At 43.5% G+C, this 26,239-nt stretch carries 29 protein-coding genes and 1 tRNA gene (1 of these 30 running past the window's edge); 22 read left to right on the top strand and 8 right to left on the bottom strand.

Annotation, left to right across the window (positions count from 1 at the left end):
- Positions 1-5: 5 nt before the first annotated feature.
- From trmJ to B1L02_RS15815, 16 genes are all read left to right on the top strand, one after another.
- On the top strand, positions 6-734 hold the full coding sequence (gene trmJ / locus B1L02_RS15890) for a tRNA (cytosine(32)/uridine(32)-2'-O)-methyltransferase TrmJ (protein ID WP_088531802.1): 729 nt from the start codon (positions 6-8) through the stop codon (positions 732-734).
- Between the two features lie 291 nt (positions 735-1,025).
- Positions 1,026-1,517 carry a Fe-S cluster assembly transcriptional regulator IscR gene (gene iscR / locus B1L02_RS15885; RefSeq protein WP_088531801.1) on the top strand — a complete coding sequence of 164 codons (492 nt, stop codon included), beginning with the start codon at positions 1,026-1,028 and terminating at the stop codon, positions 1,515-1,517.
- A 23-nt stretch (positions 1,518-1,540) separates the two neighbouring features.
- On the top strand, positions 1,541-2,755 hold the full coding sequence (locus B1L02_RS15880; RefSeq protein ID WP_088531800.1) for an IscS subfamily cysteine desulfurase: 1,215 nt from the start codon (positions 1,541-1,543) through the stop codon (positions 2,753-2,755).
- 60 nt (positions 2,756-2,815) lie between these two features.
- On the top strand, positions 2,816-3,199 hold the full coding sequence (gene iscU / locus B1L02_RS15875) for a Fe-S cluster assembly scaffold IscU (protein WP_088531799.1): 384 nt from the start codon (positions 2,816-2,818) through the stop codon (positions 3,197-3,199).
- 9 nt (positions 3,200-3,208) lie between these two features.
- Entirely contained in the window at positions 3,209-3,532 is a 324-nt protein-coding gene (gene iscA / locus B1L02_RS15870) for an iron-sulfur cluster assembly protein IscA (protein WP_010378967.1), read from the top strand.
- Between the two features lie 60 nt (positions 3,533-3,592).
- Positions 3,593-4,117, top strand: a complete 525-nt coding sequence (hscB, locus tag B1L02_RS15865) for a co-chaperone HscB (protein WP_088531798.1) — start codon at positions 3,593-3,595, stop codon at positions 4,115-4,117.
- A 41-nt stretch (positions 4,118-4,158) separates the two neighbouring features.
- On the top strand, positions 4,159-6,021 hold the full coding sequence (hscA, locus tag B1L02_RS15860) for a Fe-S protein assembly chaperone HscA (protein ID WP_088531797.1): 1,863 nt from the start codon (positions 4,159-4,161) through the stop codon (positions 6,019-6,021).
- 1 nt (position 6,022) lies between these two features.
- Entirely contained in the window at positions 6,023-6,361 is a 339-nt protein-coding gene (gene fdx, locus B1L02_RS15855; RefSeq protein ID WP_010378974.1) for an ISC system 2Fe-2S type ferredoxin, read from the top strand.
- A gap of 89 nt (positions 6,362-6,450) precedes the next feature.
- Positions 6,451-7,884 carry an NAD-dependent succinate-semialdehyde dehydrogenase gene (locus tag B1L02_RS15850; RefSeq protein WP_088531796.1) on the top strand — a complete coding sequence of 478 codons (1,434 nt, stop codon included), beginning with the start codon at positions 6,451-6,453 and terminating at the stop codon, positions 7,882-7,884.
- A gap of 110 nt (positions 7,885-7,994) precedes the next feature.
- Positions 7,995-8,876: a nucleotidyltransferase family protein gene (locus B1L02_RS15845; RefSeq protein WP_167651263.1), complete on the top strand. Its 882-nt coding sequence runs from the start codon at positions 7,995-7,997 to the stop codon at positions 8,874-8,876.
- A gap of 46 nt (positions 8,877-8,922) precedes the next feature.
- The gene (locus B1L02_RS15840; RefSeq protein WP_045988907.1) at positions 8,923-9,996 is read left to right on the top strand and encodes a phosphotransferase enzyme family protein; all 1,074 of its coding nucleotides are present in this window, start codon (positions 8,923-8,925) and stop codon (positions 9,994-9,996) included.
- Between the two features lie 140 nt (positions 9,997-10,136).
- Positions 10,137-11,513 (top strand): Gfo/Idh/MocA family protein, encoded by a 1,377-nt coding sequence (locus B1L02_RS15835; RefSeq protein WP_088531795.1) that lies wholly within the window; start codon positions 10,137-10,139, stop codon positions 11,511-11,513.
- Positions 11,514-11,593: 80 nt separating this feature from the next.
- Positions 11,594-12,094 (top strand): nuclear transport factor 2 family protein, encoded by a 501-nt coding sequence (locus tag B1L02_RS15830; protein ID WP_088531794.1) that lies wholly within the window; start codon positions 11,594-11,596, stop codon positions 12,092-12,094.
- A 29-nt stretch (positions 12,095-12,123) separates the two neighbouring features.
- Positions 12,124-12,390, top strand: a complete 267-nt coding sequence (locus tag B1L02_RS15825; RefSeq protein WP_088531793.1) for a YkoF family thiamine/hydroxymethylpyrimidine-binding protein — start codon at positions 12,124-12,126, stop codon at positions 12,388-12,390.
- On the top strand, positions 12,390-13,010 hold the full coding sequence (gene pnuC / locus B1L02_RS15820) for a nicotinamide riboside transporter PnuC (protein ID WP_088531792.1): 621 nt from the start codon (positions 12,390-12,392) through the stop codon (positions 13,008-13,010). The genes B1L02_RS15825 and pnuC overlap by 1 nt, the downstream gene beginning before the upstream one ends.
- The gene (locus B1L02_RS15815) at positions 12,973-13,785 is read left to right on the top strand and encodes a phosphotransferase (protein WP_223191943.1); all 813 of its coding nucleotides are present in this window, start codon (positions 12,973-12,975) and stop codon (positions 13,783-13,785) included. Before pnuC ends, B1L02_RS15815 begins: the two co-directional genes overlap by 38 nt.
- Before the next feature lie 66 nt (positions 13,786-13,851).
- Here the strand turns inward: B1L02_RS15815 and B1L02_RS15810 are convergent, their stop codons facing one another.
- The gene (locus tag B1L02_RS15810) at positions 13,852-14,034 is read right to left on the bottom strand and encodes a helix-turn-helix domain-containing protein (protein ID WP_088531790.1); all 183 of its coding nucleotides are present in this window, start codon (positions 14,032-14,034) and stop codon (positions 13,852-13,854) included.
- A 197-nt stretch (positions 14,035-14,231) separates the two neighbouring features.
- Here B1L02_RS15810 and B1L02_RS15805 point away from each other — a divergent pair.
- Positions 14,232-14,306, top strand: a tRNA-Arg gene (locus B1L02_RS15805).
- 14 nt (positions 14,307-14,320) lie between these two features.
- On the opposite strand, the gene B1L02_RS15800 is transcribed toward B1L02_RS15805, so the two are convergent.
- Positions 14,321-15,286, bottom strand: coding sequence for a zinc transporter ZntB (locus B1L02_RS15800; protein ID WP_088531789.1), 966 nt, complete (start codon positions 15,284-15,286; stop codon positions 14,321-14,323).
- A gap of 283 nt (positions 15,287-15,569) precedes the next feature.
- Between B1L02_RS15800 and B1L02_RS15795 the strand changes: the two genes are divergently transcribed.
- Genes B1L02_RS15795 through B1L02_RS15785 form a run of 3 tightly spaced genes read left to right on the top strand, consistent with a single transcriptional unit; the run spans position 15,570 to position 17,921 of the window.
- A complete protein-coding gene (locus B1L02_RS15795; RefSeq protein WP_088531788.1) occupies positions 15,570-16,004 on the top strand; it encodes an ATP-dependent zinc protease in 435 nt (144 codons plus the stop codon).
- A complete protein-coding gene (gene rimK, locus B1L02_RS15790; protein ID WP_010378991.1) occupies positions 16,001-16,906 on the top strand; it encodes a 30S ribosomal protein S6--L-glutamate ligase in 906 nt (301 codons plus the stop codon). The genes B1L02_RS15795 and rimK overlap by 4 nt, the downstream gene beginning before the upstream one ends.
- Positions 16,893-17,921 carry a succinylglutamate desuccinylase/aspartoacylase family protein gene (locus B1L02_RS15785; RefSeq protein ID WP_088531787.1) on the top strand — a complete coding sequence of 343 codons (1,029 nt, stop codon included), beginning with the start codon at positions 16,893-16,895 and terminating at the stop codon, positions 17,919-17,921. Before rimK ends, B1L02_RS15785 begins: the two co-directional genes overlap by 14 nt.
- Here the strand turns inward: B1L02_RS15785 and B1L02_RS15780 are convergent.
- The 4 genes from B1L02_RS15780 to recQ all read right to left on the bottom strand — a co-directional run bounded on the left by B1L02_RS15780 (position 17,911) and on the right by recQ (position 22,462).
- Positions 17,911-18,474, bottom strand: coding sequence for a mechanosensitive ion channel domain-containing protein (locus B1L02_RS15780; RefSeq protein WP_088531786.1), 564 nt, complete (start codon positions 18,472-18,474; stop codon positions 17,911-17,913). The genes B1L02_RS15785 and B1L02_RS15780 overlap by 11 nt on opposite strands.
- Before the next feature lie 58 nt (positions 18,475-18,532).
- The gene (locus B1L02_RS15775; RefSeq protein ID WP_410477287.1) at positions 18,533-20,239 is read right to left on the bottom strand and encodes a POTRA domain-containing protein; all 1,707 of its coding nucleotides are present in this window, start codon (positions 20,237-20,239) and stop codon (positions 18,533-18,535) included.
- A 112-nt stretch (positions 20,240-20,351) separates the two neighbouring features.
- On the bottom strand, positions 20,352-20,639 hold the full coding sequence (locus tag B1L02_RS15770; protein ID WP_088531785.1) for a DUF3630 family protein: 288 nt from the start codon (positions 20,637-20,639) through the stop codon (positions 20,352-20,354).
- Positions 20,639-22,462, bottom strand: coding sequence for a DNA helicase RecQ (gene recQ / locus B1L02_RS15765; protein ID WP_088531784.1), 1,824 nt, complete (start codon positions 22,460-22,462; stop codon positions 20,639-20,641). Before recQ ends, B1L02_RS15770 begins: the two co-directional genes overlap by 1 nt.
- Before the next feature lie 183 nt (positions 22,463-22,645).
- On the opposite strand from recQ, the gene rarD reads away from it, so the two are divergent.
- Entirely contained in the window at positions 22,646-23,536 is an 891-nt protein-coding gene (rarD, locus tag B1L02_RS15760) for an EamA family transporter RarD (protein WP_088531783.1), read from the top strand.
- On the opposite strand, the gene B1L02_RS15755 is transcribed toward rarD, so the two are convergent.
- Complete coding sequence (locus B1L02_RS15755) at positions 23,525-24,760, bottom strand: response regulator (RefSeq protein WP_174694562.1); 1,236 nt, start codon at positions 24,758-24,760, stop codon at positions 23,525-23,527. The genes rarD and B1L02_RS15755 overlap by 12 nt on opposite strands.
- Positions 24,761-24,996: 236 nt before the next feature.
- On the bottom strand, positions 24,997-25,368 hold the full coding sequence (maoP, locus tag B1L02_RS15750; protein WP_010607241.1) for a DUF413 domain-containing protein: 372 nt from the start codon (positions 25,366-25,368) through the stop codon (positions 24,997-24,999).
- Positions 25,369-25,455: 87 nt separating this feature from the next.
- Here maoP and B1L02_RS15745 point away from each other — a divergent pair, with 87 nt between their 5' ends.
- Positions 25,456-26,239, top strand: the 5' portion of a protein-coding gene (locus B1L02_RS15745) for a LysR family transcriptional regulator (RefSeq protein ID WP_010607242.1). 62 nt of this gene lie beyond the right edge of the window; the window shows 784 of its 846 coding nt (coding positions 1-784); it begins with the start codon at positions 25,456-25,458; its stop codon lies off the right edge, out of view.

The following is a 26,239-nucleotide window of genomic DNA, read 5'->3' as shown; positions in this document are numbered from 1 at the left end:
TGTAAATGGCTTTAGAAGATATTCGAATTGTATTAGTGAACACCTCACACTCTGGCAATATTGGCTCTGTAGCGAGAGCAATGAAGACGATGGGGTTATCTAAGCTTTATTTAGTTGATCCTGCATGTGAAGTGGACAGCCATGCAAGTGCATTGGCGGCTGGCGCAACCGACGTGTTGGGTGCGGCAACTAAAGTCGATACGCTTCAAGAGGCGATCGCTGATTGCGCGTTAACTATTGGTACCAGTGCGCGCTCGCGTACTTTATCATGGCCGATGGTAGATCCGCGTGAGTGTGCACAAAAATTGGTGGCTGAGTCGGTGAATGGTCCTGTAGCGCTTGTGTTTGGTCGTGAAAATAGTGGTCTGACGAACGAAGAGCTGCAATTGTGCAACTATCATGTGTGTATTCCAGCTAATCCTGAATATAGTTCGCTTAACCTTGCGATGGCAGTGCAAACTTTGGCCTACGAAACTCGCATGACATACCTAGACACGCAACAAAAGCAGTCAGAAGAAGTGGATGAAGCGATTTACCCATCATCAAAGCAGATGGAATTATTCTACGAGCATCTTGAAAATACCTTGAATGACACCGGCTTTATCATCAAGCAGCATCCGGGCATGGTGATGACCAAACTAAAGCGTTTGTTCAACCGCGCTAGACCGGAAGATCAAGAACTTAATATTCTACGTGGGATCCTAAGCTCAATAGATAAATCCACTAACAAGTAAACTAAACAAGATAACAGTATTGGCCAAGTCAGCGCGCCAATACTGTTACATTTCTATTGTCTAAATATCAACCATTCCCTTTGTGAAATCTTGCATAAATCTTCATCACTAATACTTGACTAAAATACTCAGGTAATTACAATATCCATAATACTTGATTAAATTACTCGGGTATTTCGGGTAGGCATACGAGGGTTGCAGATTTAAAGCCGTTATTATGCTTGGTTAATACTTGACTATCTTAGTCAAGTAATTAAAATTTGCGGCTTGGTAAATTAGCGGGGGCTATGCATGAAACTAACATCAAAAGGCAGATACGCCGTAACAGCAATGTTAGATGTTGCGTTACACGCAGGTATTGGCCCTGTTCCACTAGCAGATATCTCTGAACGACAAGAGATTTCGCTATCTTACCTTGAACAATTATTTGCCCGTCTACGTAAACATGGTTTAGTAAGCTCTGTACGTGGTCCAGGCGGCGGCTATTTATTAGGCCGTGATGCACACACAATTTCCGTCGGTGATGTGATTAATGCCGTTGACGAGTCTGTTGACGCAACACGTTGTCACGGTGAAGGCGGCGGTTGCCAAAGCGGTATGCGCTGCCTGACTCATTCATTGTGGTCTGACTTAAGTGTGCGAATTGAAGAGTTTTTAAACAGTATTTCCCTAGCCGAGTTAGTCGCCGATACAGACGTACAGTCCGTTGCAACGCGGCAAGATAAGCACGTTAAACGTGTTATCGAGCAATTAGACAATATTCAAGTGAGCTGTCAACTCTAGGTTGACGTCAAGCGGAGAGATAAATGAAATTACCGATATATCTAGATTATGCAGCAACCGCTCCGGTTGATCAGCGTGTTGCAGACGAAATGATGCAGTGCCTGACAATGGATGGTAACTTTGGTAATCCAGCTTCTCGTTCACACCGTTTCGGTTGGCAAGCAGAGGAACTGGTTGATCAGGCGCGTAATGATATCGCTGATTTAATCAACGCAGATCCGCGTGAAATCGTTTTCACATCTGGTGCAACAGAGTCAAACAACCTTGCAATCAAAGGTGCAGCACAGTTCTACAAAAAGAAAGGTAAGCACATCATCACAGTTCGTACAGAACATAAAGCAGTGCTAGACACGTGTCGTGAGCTTGAGCGTCAAGGCTTTGAAGTGACGTATATGGATGTTGAAGATAACGGCTTACTTGACCTGAAAAAGCTTGAAGCAACCATGCGCGAAGACACTATTTTGGTGAGCGTAATGCACGTTAATAACGAGCTAGGTGTTATTCAAGACATCGCGACTATCGGTGAGATGTGTCGTGAGCGCAAGATCATGTTCCATGTTGATGCGGCGCAAAGTGCTGGCAAGGTATTAATTGACCTACAAACATTGAAAGTAGACTTTATGTCATTTTCTGGCCACAAAGTTTACGGCCCTAAAGGTATCGGTGCATTGTACGTACGCCGTAAGCCACGCGCGCGTTTAGAAGCACAAATGCACGGTGGTGGTCATGAGCGCGGTATGCGTTCAGGTACTCTTGCAACTCACCAAATCGTGGGCATGGGTACTGCATTTAGAATTGCCAAGCAAGACTTTGAAAAAGACCATGCACACATTAGTGCGCTCCGTCAGCGTCTGTTGGACGGCTTGATGGATATGGACGAAGTTTATTTTAATGGTGCTATCGACCAATCGGTACCAGGTATTGTAAACATCAGCTTCAACTTTGTTGAAGGCGAGAGTCTACTAATGGCGGTAAAAGACATTGCGGTTTCTTCTGGTTCTGCATGTACATCAGCAAGCTTAGAGCCATCTTATGTATTGCGTGCTCTAGGCCGTAATGACGAATTAGCACACAGCTCTATCCGTTTTAGTATTGGTCGTTTTACGACAGAAGAAGAGATCGATTACACCGTCAATCTTCTTAAGAATTCTATTGGTCGCTTACGTGAGATGTCACCGCTTTGGGAAATGCACCAAGATGGCATCGATTTAGATAGCGTTGAATGGGCACACCATTAAGCAAGTTTTAGCCGCTGGCTGGATACAATCCAGCCGCAAGCAGGTAGTGAGGAAATAGTTATGGCTTACAGTGATAAAGTTATCGACCACGTTGAGAATCCACGTAACGTAGGTTCTTTAGACAAGAACGATCCAAGCGTAGCAACGGGCATGGTGGGGGCACCTGCGTGTGGCGACGTAATGAAACTACAAATTAAAGTTTCTGAAGCTGGCATCATCGAAGATGCGAAATTTAAGACATATGGTTGTGGTAGCGCGATCGCATCATCATCCCTTGTGACCGAGTGGGTGAAAGGCAAATCGTTAGAAGAAGCTGCGACTATCAAAAACACTGATATCAGTGCTGAGCTTGAGTTGCCGCCAGTGAAAATCCACTGCTCAATTTTGGCAGAAGATGCGATTCAAGCTGCAATTGCAGATTACAAGAGTAAACAAGCGAAGTAAGAGACTATTATGGCAGTGACGTTAACAGATGCAGCCGCTAATCGCGTATTAGCCTTTTTGAGTAACCGTGGAAAAGGCATAGGGCTGCGCGTTGGTATTAAAACCACGGGCTGTTCAGGTCTTGCTTATGTTCTTGAATTTGTCGACGATTTAGACGAAGGCGATGAAGTATTTGAAGACAAAGATGTCAAAATCATCGTTGATGCAAAAAGTTTAGTTTATATCGATGGCACTGAGCTTGATTACACAAAAGAAGGTCTGAATGAAGGGTTTAAGTTCAATAACCCGAATCAGAAAGACGAATGTGGCTGTGGCGAAAGCTTCACCGTATAGTTTGCAACAGTGAATAGCTTAAAGCCCTGCCTTGGTAGGGCTTTGCTGTATTAGGTGCGTATGCGTTATTTTGAATTATTTGATTTACCTGTTGATTATCACGTTGATTTAAACAAACTAAATCAAGGTTATTTAGAGCTACAGCGTGCAGTTCACCCAGATAGGTTCGCTGGTAAAAGTGAGCGCGAGAAGTTACTCGCAGTACAGAAAACCGCAGAGATCAATGACGCGCTAGCGGTGCTCAAACATCCAGTTAAACGCGCTGAGTATATGCTAAGTGAAAAGGGTGTAGACATACGCGCAGAGCAACAAACTTTGCAAGACCCGATGTTTTTAATGCAACAAATGGAGTTGCGTGAAGCGTTAGAAGAATTACCTAATGCGGCGGATACTGATGGCGCGATTGCAGAGTTCGAAACACAAATCAAAGCGTTAGATACAGAGTTTAGCGCCTCCCTTGCCGAGCAGCTTCAAAGCGATGATATGAGTATATTAGAAGCGGCAGCAGACAATATTCGTAAGCTAAAGTTTGTCTACAAGTTACGCGACGAATTAGCACGTATCGAAGATGAATTATTCGATTGATGATGTATAGCATCAACAAACGTTAAAGTGAAAAGAGCATTATGGCATTATTGCAAATTGCTGAGCCGGGGCAGAGCGCGGCACCTCATGAGCATAAATTAGCGATTGGTATTGACTTAGGTACCACCAACTCTCTTGTGGCGACAGTACAAAGTGGCGAAACGAAAACCCTCAGCGACTTAATGGGTAAACCTATGCTGCCTTCGGTAGTAAGGTATACAGACTCTGAGGTTATCGTTGGTGAACAAGCTCAAGCAGCTTCTGCTGAAGATCCAACGAATACGCTTATTTCAGTAAAACGTTTTTTAGGTAAAACGCAGGCTGAAATAGAACAAAGTTACGGTCAATTGCCTTATAACTTTGTCGATAACAACGGTTCGCTTGCTATTGCAACCGTAGCGGGTGCCGTAAGCCCAGTACAAGCCTCCGCTGAAATTTTAAAAACATTACACCAACGTGCTATTGATAGCTTCGCTGGTGAAGATGTGATGGGTGCAGTGATCACCGTACCTGCGTATTTTGATGATGCGCAAAGACAAAGTACAAAGGACGCAGCCGAGCTTGCTGGTCTAAAAGTACTGAGACTCCTTAACGAGCCGACTGCGGCAGCGGTTGCATACGGCCTAGACTCTGATCAAGAAGGTGTGATTGCGGTTTATGATCTTGGCGGCGGTACGTTTGATATTTCTATTTTACGCCTAAACCAAGGCGTGTTTGAGGTATTATCAACGGGTGGTGATTCTAGCCTCGGCGGTGACGACTTTGATTCGTTGTTGGTCGATTTTTTCAAACAACAAACTCAACTATTTGATTTAAATCCAAAAGAACTACGCTTATTTATCAATAAGGCAAGAGCCTGTAAAGAAGCGCTTTCAAGCTACGAAACGGTAAACGTAGAGCTACCAGTTCGCGAGCAAAAGTTTGTTGTTACGATCACGCGTCAAGCATTTGCTGAAATGGCAATGCCACTGGTTAAAAAGACTTTACGCTCTTGTCGCCGTGCGTTAAAAGACGCCGGTGTGACACAAGAGGAAGTCTTGCAGGTTGTGATGGTGGGTGGTTCGACTCGTATGCCTGTGGTGCGCGAAGAAGTAGGTAATTTCTTTGCCAAAGAGCCGCTAACATCAATCGATCCAGACCGTGTAGTGGCATTAGGTGCTGCTATCCAAGCAGATATTTTAGTGGGCAACAAGCCAGACTCTGATATGTTACTGCTTGATGTGTTGCCATTGTCTTTAGGTCTAGAAACTATGGGTGGACTGGTTGAAAAAATCATTCCGCGCAATACCACTATTCCAGTTGCACGCGCACAAGAGTTTACCACCTTTAAAGATGGTCAAACGGCCATGTCGTTACATGTATTGCAAGGTGAGCGTGAGCTAGTTGATGATTGTCGTAGCTTGGCTAAATTTAGTCTGAAAGGCATTCCGCCAATGGCGGCAGGCGCTGCACATATTCGAGTCACTTTTAGAGTTGATGCTGATGGTCTGCTGAGTGTTTCAGCTGAAGAAAAGTCGACAGGCGTGCAGGCTGAGATCCAAGTAAAACCGTCGTTTGGTTTGAGTGATGACCAAGTGGCGCAAATGTTAAAAGATTCGATGAGTAATGCCAAAGAAGACATGAGTGCTCGTATGCTTAAAGAGCAGCAGGTTGAAGCACTGCGTGTGTTGGAGGCGTTAGAGGCATCGCTCGCAACAGACGGTCATCTGTTGGCAGAAGATGAACTCAATACGCTTCGCGGTGCAATGATTGAACTTGCACAAATTCGCGAAAGTGCAGACAATCCAGAGCAGATTAAAAAGGCGATCGAAGCAGTCGATCAGGCGAGTAGTGATTTTGCTTCACGCCGAATGGACCAATCAATTAAAAAGGCACTGCAAGGGCAGTCGGTAGACGAGGTGTAATATGCCACAAATTATCTTTTTACCCCATGAAGAGTTATGTCCGGAAGGTGCTGCAATCGAAGCGAAAACAGGTGAAACTGTACTCGATGTGGCGTTGAAAAATGGTATCAGTATTCCACATGCGTGTGAAAAATCATGCGCATGTACCACTTGCCATATCGTTATTCGTGAAGGTTTTGACTCACTTGAAGAAAGCGATGAGTTAGAAGATGACATGCTAGATAAAGCTTGGGGTCTAGAGGCGGAGTCTCGTTTAGGTTGCCAAGCTATTATTAGTGATGAAGACTTGGTGGTTGAAATTCCAAAGTACAATCTCAATATCGTTAATGAAGACCATTAAGTGCTGCTAACAACCTAGGTTGTTAGCGACAAATTTTATAAAAGCCGTAGTCTTATACTACGGCTTTTTGCTTTTCTAGGAGGAACGCTATGTCACTCATCAGTAATCCCGAATTTTCACTTATCGATGGCCAAGCACATCATAGTAAAATGCAAGTCGAGGTGGTCAACCCTGCAACTGGAGAGCACCTTGCTCAGGTTTCTGAGGCAGATAATCAGGCAGCTGATAAAGCGCTACAAGCAGCGGTTGAAACCTTTGAAAAACTTGCTAGCACGACAGCACACGCCCGCAGCCAAGTTCTTAGAAAATGGTACGAGCTGGTAGTAGAGCATCGTCAGGTATTGGCTGAAATCGTCACTAAGGAGCAAGGTAAGCCGCTAAAAGAGGCACTTGCAGAGGCGGATTATGCTGCTGGATTTATTGAATGGTATAGTGAAGAAGCCAAGCGTGCTTATGGTCAGGTTATTCCTAGTCATTCTCAATCACATGAACTAACTACCATTAGGCAAGGGGTTGGTGTTGTACTTGGGATCACACCGTGGAATTTTCCACTGGCGATGATCACTAGAAAAGTAGCACCAGCTTATGCCGCGGGCTGTAGTTTTATTCTAAAGCCTTCTGAGAAAACTCCGCTTGCGGCTATAGCGCTTGCCAAGTTGGCTATCCAGGCTGGAATGGAAGTTGGCGCTTTTCAGGTATTAGTGACTAGTGACTCTAAAGGGTTAGTTGCACATCTTACTGCGTCACCACACGTGCGAAAACTCACGTTCACGGGGTCTACACCAGTGGGGAGTGCGTTGTTAAAGCAATGTGCCGACACGGTGAAAAGAACATCAATGGAGCTTGGTGGTAATGCACCCTTTATTGTTTTCGACAGTGCTGATGTTGAGCACGCGGTAAGTGGTTTGATGGCAGCGAAGTTTAGAAATGCAGGACAAACTTGTGTGGCTGCAAATCGCGTGTTTGTCGCGAAAGGTATCGCGGCAGAGCTACTTAATACGCTCACCCAGCAGGTTAGCGCGCTCAGCTTGGGAAATGGTTTAGAGCAAGGTGTTGATATCGGGCCGCTCATTTCACTTGAAGCCAAACAAAAAGCACAGGATCTGTTGGGAGATGCGTTAGCTAAAGGTGCGAGCATCGCTTATCAAGGTGATAAACAAAGCGGCCAATTTATGGCTCCGGTAGTTATCACGGGTGTGAATAGCACGATGCGGATCTTCCATGAAGAGATTTTTGCACCGATTGTCAGTATTATTGATTTTGAGAGTGAAGATGAAGTTGTAAGAATGGCAAACTCTGTGCCGGAAGGGCTTGCTGCTTATTTTTATTCAAATGATGGCAATCAAATAAGGCGAGTAAGTCAAGCGCTTGAGTATGGCATGGTTGGGATTAATGAAGGGATTATATCTAATCCTGTAGCGCCTTTTGGTGGCGTGAAGTTTTCCGGTCTTGGCCGAGAAGGGGCACAGGAAGGACTGCTTGAATACCAGGAAATAAAGTACTTATGCCAAAAGTTTAGCTAGTTCACACTGGTGTAAGACTAATTGCGAGGACGCCTTTCCTCGCAATTGCTTTTATTCTGTGCAAAAGCTCAGTACACTTATCCGCTTATTTGAGTTTTGATATTTTTTCAATGATAAGAATCGAACAACCCCCCACGCTGATCATTTTGGCAGGTGGATTAGGAAGCCGTTTTGGTGGTAATAAGCAGGTTGCCGCGCTGCCAAGTATCGATAAAAGCATTATGGAATTGAGCATAATTGACGCGTATCATGCCGGCGTGCGCGATGTTATTTTGATCATTAATGACAAAGTGCGAAGCCTAATCGAAAATGTGATATTACCGAGATTGCCGAAGGCGCTGAACATCACTTTAGTACAGCAGCGGCTTAGCGATATTCCAAGTGAATTTATCGACTGTTTAGCCGGGCGAGAAAAACCATGGGGCACAGGGCATGCGCTGTTGTGTGCAAAACCATATGTTGATAAACCAGCGATAGTTATTACGGCGGATGATTATTACGGCCCTGATGCATTTGAGCAGCTTGTTGAACATTTTCAGCATCATACCAATATGGCGATGGTCGCATACCCAATTATGAATACCTTATCAGAGCAGGGCGGAGTAAACCGTGGTGTTTGTCAGGTACAGGCGCAACAACTACACTCGGTTGAAGAGGCGTTAGATATTCGCCTTGAAAACGGCGAGTTGTCAGGTGATATTGCAGGTAAGCGGTGTAAGATCGAAAACTCGGCGCTTGCTTCGATGACCTGTTGGGGCGTTACGCGGTCACTTTTTGATTCACTAGAAGCGGGATTTAATGCGTTTTTAAGGAATTATGACAACGGTGTCAAAAAAGAGTATTATCTGCCGGATTGTATCCAACACAGTATCAATGCGGGCCTACAATCAGTGTCGGTCTATCAAGCTAAATCACATTGGTACGGTATAACTTATAAGAGCGAACTAGACATTGTCGCGAGAAAGATTTATGAAGCACGTCAGGGAAGATAATCGTCTCCACACAACTACATCCGACTTAACTCCTTTTGAGGTGAATATGGAGTATCAAGCCGTTGCGCAACAACTTGCTGATGAATACGGTCTCATTAGTGAAGAAGCTAAAATGAAGCCGATCGGTAGTGGTCATATCAACACAACTATGCTGTTGCAGGACAACCACAAAACCATGGTGGTACAAAAACTAAATACCACGGTCTTTCCAAACCCTTTGCACCTTGTTGAAAATGCGCGAGCGATTGAACAGCACTTAACAGCAAAAGCCTTAAATGGAGAATATAGCCTCGCTATCATAAAGCACTTAGCGACGAGTTCAGGCCAATATTTAGTCGATATTAATGACGAAGTTTGGCGTGCGCTTGCATTTATTGGCCGCAGTTATAGCGAAGACGTAGTGGCAAACGAACAACAAGCATTAACGGCTGCAAACGCCTTTGGCCAGTTTGCACATGCGCTAAATGACTTTGACGCCGCGCAGTTACATCATGTCATTCCAAACTTTCATAACTTGGCGATGCGTATTGACGCATTTAACCAAGTACTAGCGAAAGATGAGCATGGTCGCGCGGAAAAGTGCAGTGATGTTATCGCCGCTTTTCAGCAGCAATTTGCGCTTGCAGAAGAGCTGCAGCAGGCACAAAAACAAGTACCACTTAGAGCTTGCCACAACGATACCAAAATCAACAACATGCTGTTTTCAACACAGAGTGATGCAGCGCGAGCCGTTATTGACTTAGATACTTGTATGCCAGGTAACTGGTTGTTTGATTTTGGCGATATGGTGCGTACCTTCTGTTCGCCTGAAGCCGAAGACTCAACGAACTTGAGTAATGTGCAGGTAAGAGAAAATATCTTTGCTGCGCTGGCGCAAGGGTATATTGAACCGTTACAAGACAGTGTAACTGAAGCAGAAAAAGATAGTTTTATTCTTGGCGCGAAAGTGATGCCATTCATGATAGGTCTGAGATTTTTAACGGATCACTTAGATGGAGATAATTATTTTGCAACCCACAGAGCCAATCATAATCTTGACCGTGCGAAGAACCAGTTTGCGTTGTATTCCAGTGTGCTAGAAAAAGAGGATTGTCTGAATAATATTATCAGAGCAATTTAACGGTTTAATATATTTTAAGAAAAGCGCTTCAAGCGCTTTTTTTGCGGCTTTATCGCAATGTTTTGAACCTAAGATTGGGATAGGTTAGCTTGATAGTAAGCAGTATTAGTGCTGTTAAGAAGTATCGTTTAGGAGTAAGAATGAAAAATATAAACCGCCGCGACTTTTTAAAAGCCGCAGGAGCGGCAGCGGCTGCGAGTGTAGTGGCTGGGTGTGCAAGCTCCAATCAAAATAATAGCATTGTACCTAAGCAACAAGGCCGCTCTGTTATTGGGCTCGTTGCACCAAAAATGGACGTGGTTCGAGTAGGTTTTATTGGTGTGGGTCAACGTGGCTATGGTCATGTTAAGCGCATGAGTCACATCGATGGCGCACGTATTGTCGCGATTTGTGATACTCATGATGAAGTGCTTGAAAAATCAGCGGACTATCTCGTGCGCGAGCGAGGCTTACCGAAACCTGCGCTGTATCGTGGTGGTGATTTAGCTTATCAAGATATGCTTAACCGGGATGATATTGACATCGTTATCATTTCAACGCCATGGAAATGGCACGCGCCGATGGCGATAGATACCATGAACAGTGGTAAGCACGCATTTGTTGAAGTACCGTTGGCATTGACCGTTGAAGAAATGTGGCAGATAGTCGACACTGCAGAGCGCACGCAAAAGAACTGTATGATGATGGAAAATGTCAATTACGGTCGCGATGAGCTGATGGTACTAAATATGGTTCGCCAAGGTGTATTTGGTGAGCTATTGCATGGTGAAGCTGCATATATTCATGAATTGCGTTGGCAAATGAAAGAAATTGAGCATAAGACTGGTTCATGGCGCACCCATTGGCATACTAAGCGAGATGGTAATTTATACCCAACTCATGGCTTGGGGCCAGTATCTCAGTACATGAATATTAACCGCGGCGACCGTTTTGATTACTTAACCTCAATGAGTTCTCCTGCACTTGGACGTGCTGCCTATGCAAAACGCGAATTTCCGGCAGATCATGAGCGCAATCAACTACACTATATTGCGGGTGATATGAATACCACGATGATTAAGACCATCAAAGGACGCAGTATCATGGTACAACATGATACGACTACGCCGAGGCCCTATTCTCGTCATAACCTTATTCAAGGAACCAACGGGGTCTTTGCAGGTTTCCCTAATCGTATCGCGTTAGAGCAAGGTGGTGCTAAGAGCTTCCATGAATGGGATTACGAAATGGAGCCATGGTACAACCAATACGACCATCCGCTTTGGACTAAAATGGGTGAAGAAGCACAGCGCAATGGCGGTCATGGTGGTATGGACTTTTTAATGTTCTGGCGCATGATCTACTGCTTGCGTAATGGTGAGGCGCTAGATCAAGACGTGTACGATGGTGCCGCTTGGTCTGTAATTTCTCCATTATCGGCTCAGTCAGTGGCTAATCGCAGTGAATCATTGAGTATTCCAGACTTTACTCGTGGTGCGTGGAAAACCGCCAAACCATTGGGTATAGTGACGGTATAAAAATACACACATTATCATCGTCGAATTAAGCGCTATAGGCGCTTTTTTTATACACGATTAATACGGCTTTTGGAGTGGCTATGATGCGCTTTGGGTTCTTGTTATTTCCTATATTAATACTGAGTGGTTGCAGTAATTCGGTTAATATCAGTAACAAAACTACATTCATCAGCCATGCCGATACTTACTTTAATACCTATGCTCAGCGGAAGAACTTTACCCAGTTTATCGAGTTCTATGCAGAAGATGCCGTGTTGGAAGATATGGTTTTTGGTCATAAGGCACAAGGTAAAGAGCAGATCACGGCTTTTTTTAATTGGTCAGCTGGGAATTTTGCTGTGCTGGATGAACGACCTGTCTTAGTGGTAGAGGATAAGATAGTCGATACCACGACTCGAACCGTGGTTACCAGAGGCGTTTTTAATCGCTTTAATTATGCGTCACGCGAGTTAGGGCCTTGGCGATTTCTGATAGTGCTAAAGTTTGACGAAAAAGGTAAAATTATTTATCAGCAAGATTGGATTAACTATACCCCGAAATCGGATTTTACCGGTGGGGAAAATCTAAATCAGCAATATTAATAATCGGCTGCCATTTGTAAGGAGCGCCCATGCAAGTTTCTGTTGAAATAAGCAAGTATCCACTGCACCAAGACTATATTCCTTTCATTAAAGGTTTTATTGATAGGCTGAATGAGCATGAAGGGATCAAGGTGATCACGAACACGATGTCAACTCAGGTCTTTGGTGAATTTGATTTAGTGACCTCGGTATTGAATCAAGAAATGAAGCATTCATTTGAAGCTTACGGGAAATGTATTTTTGTTTGTAAGTTTATCTCAGGTGATTTATCCCCAACTGATAGTGTCCGCGATTAATGGACTGGTTTACGGAAACCTTTGCAGGGTTCACAGCAATGTCGAGTTGGGAGTACATCGCCGTGGTGCTGGCAGTTGCCTATTTGTTGCTGGCAATTCGAGAGAATATTTGGTGTTGGCCAGTGGCCTTTATTAACACCTTTATCTATACCGTGCTGTATTGGAATGGAGCGCTAGTGATGGAATCACTGCTGCACTTTTACTATATGGTCATGGCCGTCGTTGGTTGGTGGATGTGGCGTCAGGGTGACAAAAATAAACCCAGTGAAATTGTTTCTTGGTCGTTATCAAAACACCTTTCAATCATTGTTATCACCTCTGTGGTTTCCGTACTGTTGGGTTATTTCACCAAGCATTATATGGCGGCAGATCTCGCTTATCTGGATAGTTTTACCACGTGCTTTGCGGTGGTGACGACCTATTTAGTGGCTAAGAAAATTCTTGAAAACTGGCTATATTGGGTCGTGATTGATGCGGCCTCTATCTACCTTTATTACCTCAAAGGTTTCTATCCTACGCTGGTACTATTTATTTTCTACACCTTGATGGCTTGTTGGGGCTACAAGCGTTGGTACGAAGAATATGAAGCGAAGCAAGGAAAGACGCTTGCAGCACTCTGAGCTTGAACAATTAAAAGTAAAGGTGGATACCGTATTCAAGGTTTCAGCTGAGCGATTAGAAAAGCTAACTAAAGGTGTGAGTAACAATAATTACCTGATGGTGAGTAAAGGCGAAAGCTATCTATTAAAATGCTATAGCCATGGTATTCCTACTGAGGCCTTAAAGGCACAGAATAAATTAGCACTGCAAGGTATTACTTCTGACGTACTGCAGTACGATTTACGTACTCGTATGGCGCTGTTCACCTTTATGCCAGAAGTGTGTGTTGAGCCAAGGCTAAACACTGCATTGTTAGTGCAAGTTATCCAGGTGCACAGCTTAGAGCTTGAAGTTTATGAAGTACTAGACTTAGTCGGTTATGTCCAAGCTATTGATGAGAAGCTGCGTCACTTGGTTGATATCGAATGGCTTATCAAAAACTTAGCTTATTTACCCGTGGATCAAGCGTTTTGTCACAATGACTTAGTCATGAGCAATATTATTCAAAGTCCAGAAGGAGTTCGGTTAATTGACTTTGAGTATGCTTGTCACAGTGACATATTTTTTGATTTAGCGGCACTGGTGTGTAGCTTTAGCTGTGACGTTGAAGAAGCACTCACGGTTGTTGAGTCTTACTTTTCTCTAAAGCGGCAAGCCATGCCCTCATATGCTCAAGTTAAACTGACGGTATTTTGCCAAATTTATTTGATTGTTAGTATTCAATGGTACGAGCAGCGTGGCGTAATAACAGAAGCTGAGGAGCTGAGACAGTTACTGAAGCAGTGGTTATCGTAGCAACTAGCTGAGCCAGTAGCGTGTGACATTCCCTGAACACAAGACTGGCCATCGTTACTGAAAGGGCTAGATCCCACCCAGTCGCTGTGCTAGCTCTTTGTATTTTTCAACATCGGCTTTGTCAAAAATAGGTTCGCCACTGGCATCTGTGTCTTTGGCGACTAGCAAGTTTTCTCGTGCGAGGCGTCTTACGCGTTCAACCTTTACTTCAAGAAACTCTGCAACTTGCTCTGTTGTCATAGGTGTCATATTTGGGATCCTCAATGATGTATCGCGATATTTCTGAACTGGCAGCAATATCAGTCTATTTTATTATTTTCAAAGCATAGTTGAATAACTGGTTTTTTGCTCAAAGTACAGCTTTTTTTAAAAAATAGGTTACTAATTAGTCATATAGAAAACATTGTCTGGCAATTTTTTGATCTTAGCATTATTATGATGCCGACGCTCTCGTGGTGAAATGGATATCACGTAGCCCTCCGGAGGCTGAGTTCTAGGTTCGATCCCTAGCGAGAGCGCCAATAATTACTCCTATTTACAACCAGCCTTTGCGTTTAAAGTAGACGCCAATACCGCCAGTGAGCACTACTAACATAATAACAAAAAAGCTAAATGCGCCACCCCATTCTGTGCCAGGAATACCGCCAATATTCACCCCCAACAAACCCGTTAAAAACCCCAGTGGTAAGAATAACGCAGCAACAACGGACATTACGTACATTCTTTGGTTTAACTGTTCATTTTGATGGTTGGTGATTGCATTTTGGATAACTTGTGCACGCTCAATCGCCGCTTCTAACTCTTCGATATATCGACTTAAGGCATTGCTCGCCTCTTCAATCATGTGATGGTGATCTTCGTCGAGCCAAGCGAGCTTTGCCAATAGCAGTTCGCTAATAGCAAGTTTTTGTGGCTTAAGGTAGCGTTTTAAACCAATGGTTTGTCTTCTTAATGTTGAAAGTTGCTGATGGTTGGGCATCTGCTCACTGCTTTCCATCGCGTCTTCAAATTCGTCAAGCTGCTCTTCTATCTGCCAGATGATGTCTTGCATTCGTACAGAAAGTCGCATCACCAATGTAGACAGTAACTCACCGATACTTTTTGCGCCTTGACCCTTTTTAAGCGATGCCAGCATATCTTGGGCAGACATAATATGACGCTTACGACAGGTGATAAGTAGTTTATCGTTTGCAAAACAGCGAATAGAAACCATGTCTTCAGGGCTTTGCTTGGGGTTAAGATTCACACCGCGCAAGAATACCAGCAAGCCTTCATCACCATTAGCCGTCCTCGGACGAGTTTCATCTGCGGTTAGCGCTTCTCTTTCCCAGTCATCCAAAAACGTTTGTTGCTTCAGCCATTCGGTCGTTTCGTCGAAGCTATAGTCGAAATGGAGCCAAAGAGGTTCTTTGTGAATTACGGATTTTACTTCACTCAGATCGCAAAGTAGTCTACCGCCCCCCTGACCGTCGAGCACAAACGCATGGAGTAATCCAGCCATAGTTAATTCCTATTAGAAAGTTCGTTCCAAGATTGACATAGATTATTTATTTTTCAAATTTATTTAGGTCCTAAAATCTTGGCGATGAAATAAATTGTTTGAGTGCTAAGTTTTACTTTAACTCAGTATAGGGCTTTACCTTGAAAAATGTGTAAGTGGTGTTACTGTAAGTTAAGGTGCTTGGCTTAACAGAGCGTTTTTATCTTTAGGATAAATTTATTTTGTTTTTCAAGTGACTTGAATCAGCGTATAAGTCCGAACTCATTTTGTACGAGAGCATAATATGATCACAGTTGGTTGGAGAGAGTGGCTTTCCTTACCCGATTTAGGTATCGAAAAAATCAAAGCGAAAGTAGATACTGGAGCAAGAACATCATGTCTGCACGCCTTTAAGGTTGAGCCTTTCAAAACAGAACAAGATGAACTTTGGGTAAGGTTTTGGATCCATCCCAAACAAGACAATACCGACTATGAAGTCTGTAGCGAAGCAAAAGTAGTAGATGAGCGCGTTGTTACCGATTCGGGCGGTCATAAAGAACTACGTTATGTAATAGAAACAAATTTAACTATCGGCAATCAGGCTTGGCCAATTGAAATCACGCTAAGCGATAGAGAAACCATGAAATTTAGAATGTTACTGGGCCGTACGGCGATGCGAGGCCGCATCCTTGTTGATCCAGAACAGTCATATTTAAGTAATAAAACGGATAAATCATGAAAATTGGCATTCTTTCAAGGAATCAATCTTTATATTCAACACGTCGTTTAATTGAAGCGGCAGAGCAGCGTGGGCACGAAGTAGAGGTTATTGACGCGCTACGTTGTTATATGAATATCAATAGTAGTGAGCCTGAAATTCACTTTAAGGGTCAGCAGTTGAGCGGCTTTGATGCGATTGTTCCGCGAATTGGTGCCTCTGTGACATTTTATGGTTGTGCGGTACTCAGACAGTTTGAAATGATGGGGGTGTACCCATTGAATGAGTCTGTTGCAATCACTCGCTCAAGAGATAAGTTGCGTTCATTACAGCTACTGTCAAGAAAAGGCGTAGGCATGCCAATCACAGGCTTTGCCAGTAAGCCTGATGACGTTAAAGACTTACTGGAAATGGTTGGTGGCACACCAGTTGTGATCAAGCTACTAGAAGGCACACAAGGTATTGGCGTGGTGTTAGCTGAGACACGTAAAGCGGCAGAAAGCGTTATCGAAGCATTTATGGGCTTAAAAGCCAATATTATGGTGCAAGAATATATTAAAGAAGCTGGTGGTGCAGACATTCGCTGTTTCGTTATCGGCGATCGTGTCATTGCCGCGATGAAGCGTCAAGCGCAAGAGGGTGAATTCCGTTCAAATCTGCATCGTGGTGGTTCTGCGACCTTGGTAAAAATCACTCCGGAAGAGCGCCGTACTGCAATTGCTGCAGCAAAGGCCATGGGCCTAAATGTTGCCGGTGTAGATTTATTGCGTTCAGAGCGTGGTCCTTTGGTGATGGAAGTGAACTCATCTCCGGGCCTTGAGGGCATTGAAAAGGCAACAGGTAAAGACATAGCTAGCTTGATCATCTCCTTTATCGAGAAGAATGCAGCGGCGAAAAGGACTGCTACACGTGGCAAAGGTTAAAATCAACCAACCCTTTACGTTATTAGATACACGAGTGGGTGTTGCTGAAAGGCAGACTGTCCAGTTGGAAGTGGCCAAACTCTACACCCACACGCCAATGACCATTCCGATTGAAGTCGTTAATGGTGCTGAGGCCGGGCCGGTACTTTTGGTCTGTGCCGCAATTCATGGTGATGAATTGAATGGCGTTGAGGTCGTGCGCCAGCTATTAAGTAAAGTCGATGCCGCAACGCTACGTGGCACGTTGATAGCGGTGCCTATCGTGAATATCTTTGGCTTTATTCATAAGTCTCGTTATTTACCTGACAGACGAGACCTAAACCGCTGTTTTCCAGGTTCTGAGCAAGGCTCTTTAGGGGCTCGAATGGCATCTATGTTTTTCGACTTAGTGGTAAAAAAATGCACCCATATTATCGATTTACATACCGGCGCTATTCATCGCTCTAATTTACCGCAGATCCGTGGTGACTTGTCCTGCGAAATGACCAAAGAAATGGCTATGGCGTTTGGTACACCGGTTGCGATAGATGCGCGACTACGTAACGGTTCGTTGCGAAGTGAAGCCGCTGGATTGGACATTCCTGTTATCACCTATGAGGCAGGAGAGGCTTTGCGGTTTGACTCATTGGCCATTGCCGCTGGGTTGCAAGGAGTTGAAAATGTCATGCGCAAACTCAGAATGCTGCGTGGGCGTCGCAGGAAGCAACGTCATGATGCGGTTATCGCGGCAGCGACAAGTTGGGTACGTGCAGATGTTGATGGTATTGTTCGAGCTCAAGTTAATTTGGGGGAGCGCGTATCAAAAGGTCAAATATTGGCCTATATAGACAGCCCTCTTGGTCAAAGCGAAGAAGCTGTTATTGCTCCGCGTAGCGGGATCGTGATTGGTCAACAAATGCTGCCCTTGGTGAATGAAGGAGATGCGGTTTTTCACTTAGCTTACTTTGCACATGCAAATAGCATTGTTGAACAGCAGCTAGAAACCTTTATTGACGATATAGGCCCTATTTCTTAGGGCCTAATGTTCTTCTTGGCGCAGGAACCTGTTTAGGTTTAACGGGTTCCTGACTAAGCACCAAAACCGGTCGAGTAACAAATAGATTGTTGGGATACACGACTTTATGACCATCAACATGACGCAGCACTACACTCATCAACCCCATCTCTACAATACAGCCTTCAACAAAGTTCGCACCGTCGACAATTCTGACCCAATTTCCAACGCGGTAATCATTTTGAATAAACATAAGTAAAAATGAAGTCAGGTTGGAAAGCAGTGACCAACCGGCAAACATGGCAACACCTAGCATCGCAAATAACGATGAACCAAGCACCAGCAAACCACGAAGCTCTATGCCCCAGAATACGAGCATAAAACAGACGAATACAAACGCAACGAGTACACGAACGAGTAGATCTGCACGTTGTTTTCGGTGCGAGTCTATTTTCCCTCGTGTTACTTTTTCTAATAGTTTGCAACACGCTTTCATTAACAGTGGGAAGGATAAGAGTGCTACCAAAGTTACAATTAGCTTGTATTGACTGAGTGCGAAATCTAACAAATGCAAAATCGTATCCTAAGAAATTTTTTCTGCTTTATATCATGTTTATTGGTGCGCGACACCGTTAAAAGCGATTTTTTACCGTTAATAGCCACTGCACGCTATCGACGTTATCCGGACCATTAATTGGCGCGGCTAAATCAATATGAACCATGATATCTGAATTGGCTCTGCTTGGTGCTAAGCGCAAGCCAATACCAACATTTTTTAGGACGGATTCATCAGCTTCAATCGGTAGGTGAGAGTGATACGCGCGCCCTACATCAAAAAAAGCTGCACCACCGATTTTGAATAAGCGCAGTAAGTCATATTCCCAGTAATAGCGCTTTTCGATATTGAGTAGCATACTGCGACTCCCTTGTTGATACTTTATTGGGTATCCGCGTAGCCCGGTTTCACCCCCTAACGTGATTTGATTGTCAAAGGTAAGGTTGTTTCCGTAGGTATAACTTGCATTGATAAACCAAGACTCATACAAACTGGTATTTAAGTAGTATTGAAAGGTCGTTTTAGCTATCAGGTTTTCGGTTTTATCTGTGTCTTTGTTCCAGTTACCACTGACATCAAAATAAAAACGCCACAAACTGTGATCTGAGGTGTAGTGTGCAGTATTAGCAGAAAATGAATAGACAAGGCGCTCCGTATCATCACTCCAAGATGCGGCTGAGTAGCCAAATAGAGCGTTAATATTCCAACCTAAATTAAGATCCTCTGTACGATAAATAGAGTCGAAATTGCGTACCTTTACATAGGAATCTTCAAACCATTGAGCTTGAACATAAGGATAGGTTAGCGTTCTATCTTGTGCGATGGGTAAAGTGGTATCAGCTATCTCACGAAAAGTATGTTGTTCGTGTCTAAGACCTGCGATGAGACGACGAGTCCAACTGCCGGATAGGGCTTTTGAATGTCCGAAGTACACTTGCGTGACATCGGTGGATTGGCTGAACTCTGAGACAGTTTCACCTTCAGAGTATATGGGTTCTTCGCGTTTGTCTGAATAACTCGTAAAGCCATAGCTGTATGGTGTATCGGTTGCAAAAAATGGATAGCTCACATCGATATAGTGGCGTTCACCATCGTCGTTGTCTGAATATTCTAAACGGCCACGATATCTTGAGTTTAAAATATTAGGGTCATCATAGACAAACTGATAGCCGGAGCGGTCAACCTCTTGTATATGAGTAAAGGAAAGGCGCTTTCCCCAACCAAATAGATTACTTTCTCTAAATCCAATTCTAGACGTATTTTCCCCACCGCTTCGGCTAAAACTTAAATCGGGTAATAGAGTCCAAAGGTCTCTTGTTACAACCGTAACTAAAATATCACCATCACAGTTCTCAGCAGCATAAATGCGAGCATCATATAGGTATGACTGATTGCGAAGGAGTCGCTCTGATTCACTTAATTTTCTTGGGTTGTAAGCATCTCCTTCTTGAAACAGGAGTACGCTTTTTAATACTTCGGGCTTGGTTTGAATATGATAACGGTTGGCAAATCGGAATAGGGCATTGTCTTCCTCTGGCTTGTCGGTATCGAAAACATTAAGTTGTTTAAGAGTGATAGCGACGACCTTCTTACCCTTTGCAGGCTCTGGATAGACTTGTTTGCTGTCTAGCTGGCGTGAAAGATTTTGGTCGCTTTGTGCTTCAACCCGGTTATTACCGCAGCTATTAGCAAAATCAACTGCTGGCACTTTTTCAGCTTGCGCAGCTGCGTTTAAGCTACATATTAGCAAAATACTATTACACGAAATCCTCTTTACATTCATCACAGAGCCTTTAAGTCTAATATTCCTTTAGTATGGATTATATTGTTGCAGCTTGCTTTGGTTCTGCAACAAAAGTAATAATATTTATAGACTTAAAGAGCTTTATGTGGACTTAACGAGAAAGCTGTTGGCGCAGGAAAGGTAGGAGTTCTAAGGCATCAACACCATCAGGTACTATCCATACGCTTTCACTGTAATGCTCAAAATTTAAATTGAAATTACAGTCTTTATATGAAAAGCGCCACTGATGTCTATCTGCTCCAGCAGAGAATTCAATCAATTGAATCTCATCTTGATGTAAGAATATTTGCCCCCAAAGTTCAAACTCATCGTCTTGAGGTGTGATTTCACAGCTGATGATAATCACCTCGTGTGAATTATCCAAAGTGAGTGTGGTCATTATTCTCTTTCCAAATAATTGCGGATTAACTGCATGAAAGGTGCTCCGTACTTGCTGAGCTTAGTAAAACCGACACCAGACACTTGCAAAAACTCGCTGTCAGTCGTTGGCGTTCTTTGTGCCATTTCTGCCAAGGTTCGGTCGTTAAATACGACATACGGTGGCACATCATCTTCATCCGCGAGCTGCTTTCTGAGTGCACGAAGCTTGGCAAATAATTTCTTGTCGTAATTGAACTGAGCCAGTTTATCTTGATAGACATGCTTAGCCACGAGTCTTGGCTCTGCGAGTTGAAGCACGTATTCGCCGCGTAGTACGGCGCGGGCCGCTTCTGTTAATCTAAGCGTTGCACCTTGAGTAATATCTTGATTCAATAAACCATGGTGGATCAATTGGCGTAAGATACTCAGCCAAAACTCATTGCTGTGCTCTTTCCCGATACCGTAAGTTGAGAGTGTATGGTGGTTTTGCTCTCTGATCCTTGCGGTATTTGCGCCACGCAAAATATCTACAATGTAACCGATACCAAAGCGTTGCTCTGCACGATATACACACGATAACGCTTGTTGCGCAACTAATGTGCCATCAAATTGTTTCGGTGGGTTAAGACAGATATCACAGTTACCGCACGCCTCACGTTGATATTCGCTGAAGTAATTGAGCAATATTTGACGGCGGCAGGTTTGCGCCTCAGCAAAGCTCGACATCGCCTGAAAGCGCTGTTCTTCCACTTTACGACGTTGTTCGTCTGGAATATCTTCAAAAAAGCGCCTAACGCGGGGGATATCTGCAGGATCAAAGTACATAACGGCTTCAGCCGCTAAGCTATCTCGTCCTGCACGGCCTGTTTCTTGATAATACGCTTCTACACTTTTTGGAATATCGTAGTGGACCACAAATCTCACATTGGGTTTATTGATCCCCATGCCAAAAGCAACGGTTGCTACTACGATTTGAATATCATCTCGGGCGAAGCGGTTTTGTACAAATTGGCGCTGATCATTATCTAGACCGGCGTGATAACCTGCTGCATTGAATCCAGCATCAACCAGTTTTTCTGCAATGTCATCAACACGTTTACGGCTACCACAGTAGATTATGCCACTTTGACCTTTTTGCTCTTTTAAATAGCGGAACAACTGTGACAGTGGTTTGAACTTTTCTTCGATGGTGTAACGAATATTGGGTCTGTCAAAGCTACCGGTATAGATAAATGGTTCTTGCATACCTAGTTGCTGGACAATATCTTTTCGTGTTGCTAAATCAGCCGTTGCGGTTAATGCCATCATTGGCACAGAAGGAAAGTGCTGACGTAACTCTTTTAAACGAAAATAGTGCGGTCTAAAGTCATGTCCCCAATGGGATACACAGTGAGCTTCATCAATGGCAAATAAACTGATTTTACAGTTGGATATACGCTCAATAAAGTCTCGTTGTAAAGCTTTTTCTGGTGCAACGTATAGCAGCTTTAAACGGCCTTGGAAAAGCGCGTCATAGGTATCTCTTTGCTGCTCCCAGGCGACACTATTGTTGATGTATTCAGCGGCTATGCCTTGTGCTTTTAACTGCGCGACCTGATCTTGCATTAAAGAGATAAGGGGCGATATAACAATTGTCACGCCTGCTAATAATACAGCTGGGACTTGATAGCATAGTGATTTACCACCGCCTGTCGGCAGTAGTACAAGCGTATCCTGACCAGCTAAGCTAGACTGAATAATATCAAGCTGACCATCTCTAAACGTACTGTAGCCAAAAACATCTTTCAGTACTGAATGAGGATCGTTAATTGGGGTGCTTACGAGGGTATCCATCGGCGTCATTTTAGAGCTTTTTTTGAACCTTGTCTTTGCTTTTTATCTAATCTGAAGAGACTTGAATAAGTTTTGAGCACTTGTGGGTTGTAGACTTTGTGATTGTGAATTCATCGAACTTTCATCGCCGTGATTAGTGAAAAGAAGTATAATGATTGACCTCTTAGTTAATCCCTCCAAGGTTAAACGCCCGTGATTGAAGAACAAAAGAAAGGCCACTTACTCGCTGTACTCGCCTTTTTTATGTGGGGACTTGCACCCATCTATTTTAAGCAACTCGTCCATGTTGATGCGATTGAGATACTCATTCATCGCGTTGTATGGTCTGTATTTTTTATTGCGCTAATAGTGCTGGCAAAGCGGCAATGGCCCAAGATTAAGGCCATACTGATTAATCCTAAGTTACTGGCGATGTTGACACTCACCGCGTTGCTATTGGGTTTTAACTGGGGTTTATTTATTTGGTCTGTCAATAACGGCTTTATGTTAGATGCTAGCTTAGGTTATTACATCAACCCACTCCTTAACGTGCTGCTGGGGATGTTATTCTTATCTGAAAGGTTAAGAACGGCACAAAAGTTTGCTGTGTTATTGGCGATTGTTGGTGTGGTGTTACAGTTAATCAGTTTTGGCTCATTCCCCGTTATTGCGTTTTCACTTGCGGGATCTTTTGCGATATATGGATTGCTACGTAAGACATTAGCGGTTGAATCGCTTCCTGGTTTGCTGGTTGAAGCACTTATTCTTACCCCAATTGCACTTGCTTATTGGTGGTGGGTTGAGCCAAGTGCTACGAGTAACCTTTGGCATAACGATTGGTACACCAACACCTTATTGATAAGTGCGGGGGTGGTAACAACATTGCCTTTGTTATGTTTTACCGCAGCTGCAAAGCGAATACCCTATACGACACTTGGCTTTTTTCAATATATCGGGCCGAGCTTGATGTTTATATTAGCGGTGCTGCTTTACGGGGAAGCCTTTGACGCAGAGCGAGCAATAACGTTTGCCTTTATTTGGGGAGCGCTTGTGATGTTTAGCTTTGATTCTTATCGAGATAAAAGAAAGCGCTTAGTGAACTAAGCGGTTTCTTCCCGAAGCTTTCGCCTGATATAAACACTCATCCGCTTGTTTTATCAGGCTTTCAATATCTGCAGTTATTTGTGCTGCAAGTCCCACTGAAACGGTAAATGAGATCTGCTGTGAAGTCAGTTCACTACTATTTTGCTCCAAGTATTCCCTAAAGCATTCTAGTCTTTCTTTACAATGTTCAGCCACCGTATCTTTGAAATATATCGCAAACTCTTCACCGCCTAATCGGGCGACTAAATCATTGGTAAAATATTTAGCAAATGCCTGTCCGATAGACTCAAGCACTGCATCGCCGCCCTCATGACCATATTTGTCATTTACTTGCTTAAAATGATCTATATCTATCATTGCAATTAGTCCGTAGAGTTCCTTTTTATGTCTAGCTTTTAGACTTTTCTTTACGGTATCGAAGAAGTAACGGCGATTGGGCAGACTGGTTAAATAGTCTGTATTTGCTTGCCTGCGTATCGTTTGAATATGTTCTAGCATATCAACGTTCTGGCTAAGGCGGCAGTAAAATTCTTCAGCGTTAAAGGGCTTTCTGAGATAGTCGTTAGCGCCATTTTTCAAAAAGCGTGTCGACAAGTTTTCGGTTTCAACACCTGATATACCAATTATCGCTTTATCATCATCAGTGTAGAGCCGTCTAATTTCGATACATAGTTCTTCGCCTCGCATGTTAGGCATCTCGCTATCGGTGATTATCACGGAAATGTCTGGGTTGTCTCTTAATACCGTGAGTGCTTCTATGCCATCGCAGGCCTCCATTACCTGATATTTATGGCGATTGAGCAGCGCTGACACATAATTTCTAGACGAGATAGAATCATCCACAACCAGTACTCTGACATTTTCATTTCTTGGCAGACGTTCTAATTGGCGACGTAAATAATGATAGGCTTGTTTATTTTCCTTGGTGATATAGTCGATGATAGGGTATTGCTCAACGATTGAGCGAGTTTGACTGTCAAGGTTACCAGTCATCACGATGGTAGGAATGTCGGCCTTGACTGTACAAGGGATCGCTTCGCCGAGTGGGGCATCTGGCAACATAAAATCTACCACAGCACAAAAATACTTGTGTTGTGATAATAACACTTTGGCTTCAGCCAGAGAGCCCGCAATATCTACATGGTATCCCACAGTGGTAGCTATATGCTTTTGCACCTTCGCAATCGTGGGGGTGTCTTCAATGATTAAGATTTTCCGTAACACAACCTTCGCCAATCATTTCCTGTTTTATTAATTCTTAACCTAACTGAGCTTAATTGCAATGATTGTGCTAATAAACAGGTAATGACTAAGAACAAATTGCTAAAAGATGAAGGTGAAGATGGTGAGGTGATCGAGATTGAGATGGTATAAATAAAAGGGGAACCGCTTAGACATCAACGAAAGAAATAACGTTACTTTGTTGGTGTCTAAGCTTGGTAGTATTTAGATGATTTTGCTTATAGCTCGTCGTCAATATCTACAGGGATCACCACGCTACCATCGTTTTGCACTTTAGAGCGTCCAAATAGCGTGTGAAACTTTGTCTTACACGTAGTATGCTTCAAATATTTGGTCCAAGCTTTTTCTACAGCGTTAGTTGGGGGAATTAACCCTTCCATTACCTGAACAAATTGAGATTGGAAACTGTTTTGAGGTTCTTCTGCTTTGCTGTATAAGCTTCTTAATGTGGCACCACAGCGTTCAAGAATTTCGGCTTCTTGTAGCGTGAAGTGACCACTGCGTCCGAATCCTCTAGGGAAGTTGGCGTCATCATAAAAGGCTCTGGGGCTTGCAAATGCATTTTTCAAAGTCGCTAAATTATGATCCATAACTGAGTCCTCTAAGATTATCTGGCTGGAGTATGGACCAAGTTTTATAATTTTTTAAACGAGTAATTTTTATCGTCAGGAAGAAAAATGGACATAGATCTATTAAAAACTTTTGTCGAAGTTGTCAAAACCCGTCACTTCGGTCGAGCGGCAGAAAATTTATACATCACTCAGTCAGCTGTAAGTTTTAGGATCCGCCAGCTTGAGCAAAGTTTAGGAGTGAATCTTTTCATTCGCCAGCGTAACAATATTCAGTTAACTGCGCCGGGTGAAAGATTGTTACCACACGCCAAAATGATCTTAACTGGGATGCAGCGCGCCAAAGTCGATGTTGCACTGGCAAACAATATGCACAAGCAATTGTCGTTGAGTGGCACCGCTAATATTTGGGACGCATTTTTACAATTTGGGATTAATCATATTGTATCTGCTATGCCTGGTGTATCGCTCGTTGCTGAGGTGAAAGCACAGCAAGAAAGCACGCGACTACTATTAGAGCGAACACTGGACCTTGCCGTGTTGTTCGATCCGCCAAAAGTGGATGAACTGGTTGTTAAGCCTATCAGCGACCTTGCTATTATTCCGGTAAGCACTTTTGACAATGCAACGAAAGAAGACTTTTTTGACAACCAATACGTTTATGTTGATTGGGGAACCGCTTTTTCTCTATGGCATGCAAAACAGTTTACTGGCGCAACGCCTCCTTATTTTAGAACCAGCACCGGCAGAATAGCACTCGATCTTATTCTTCAATGTGGTGGCTCCGCATTTGTGCCAGAAGCGCTAGCGTTAGAGTCTATTGAGGCAGGAAGGTTGACTCAAGTTGATGAAGTAGAAAGTAACTCAAGAGAGATATTTGTGGCATACCACA

The sequence above is a fragment of the Pseudoalteromonas piscicida genome (assembly GCF_002208135.1).
GTDB lineage: Bacteria > Pseudomonadota > Gammaproteobacteria > Enterobacterales > Alteromonadaceae > Pseudoalteromonas > Pseudoalteromonas piscicida_A.
This window is presented reverse-complemented; position numbering and strand designations above follow the sequence as displayed.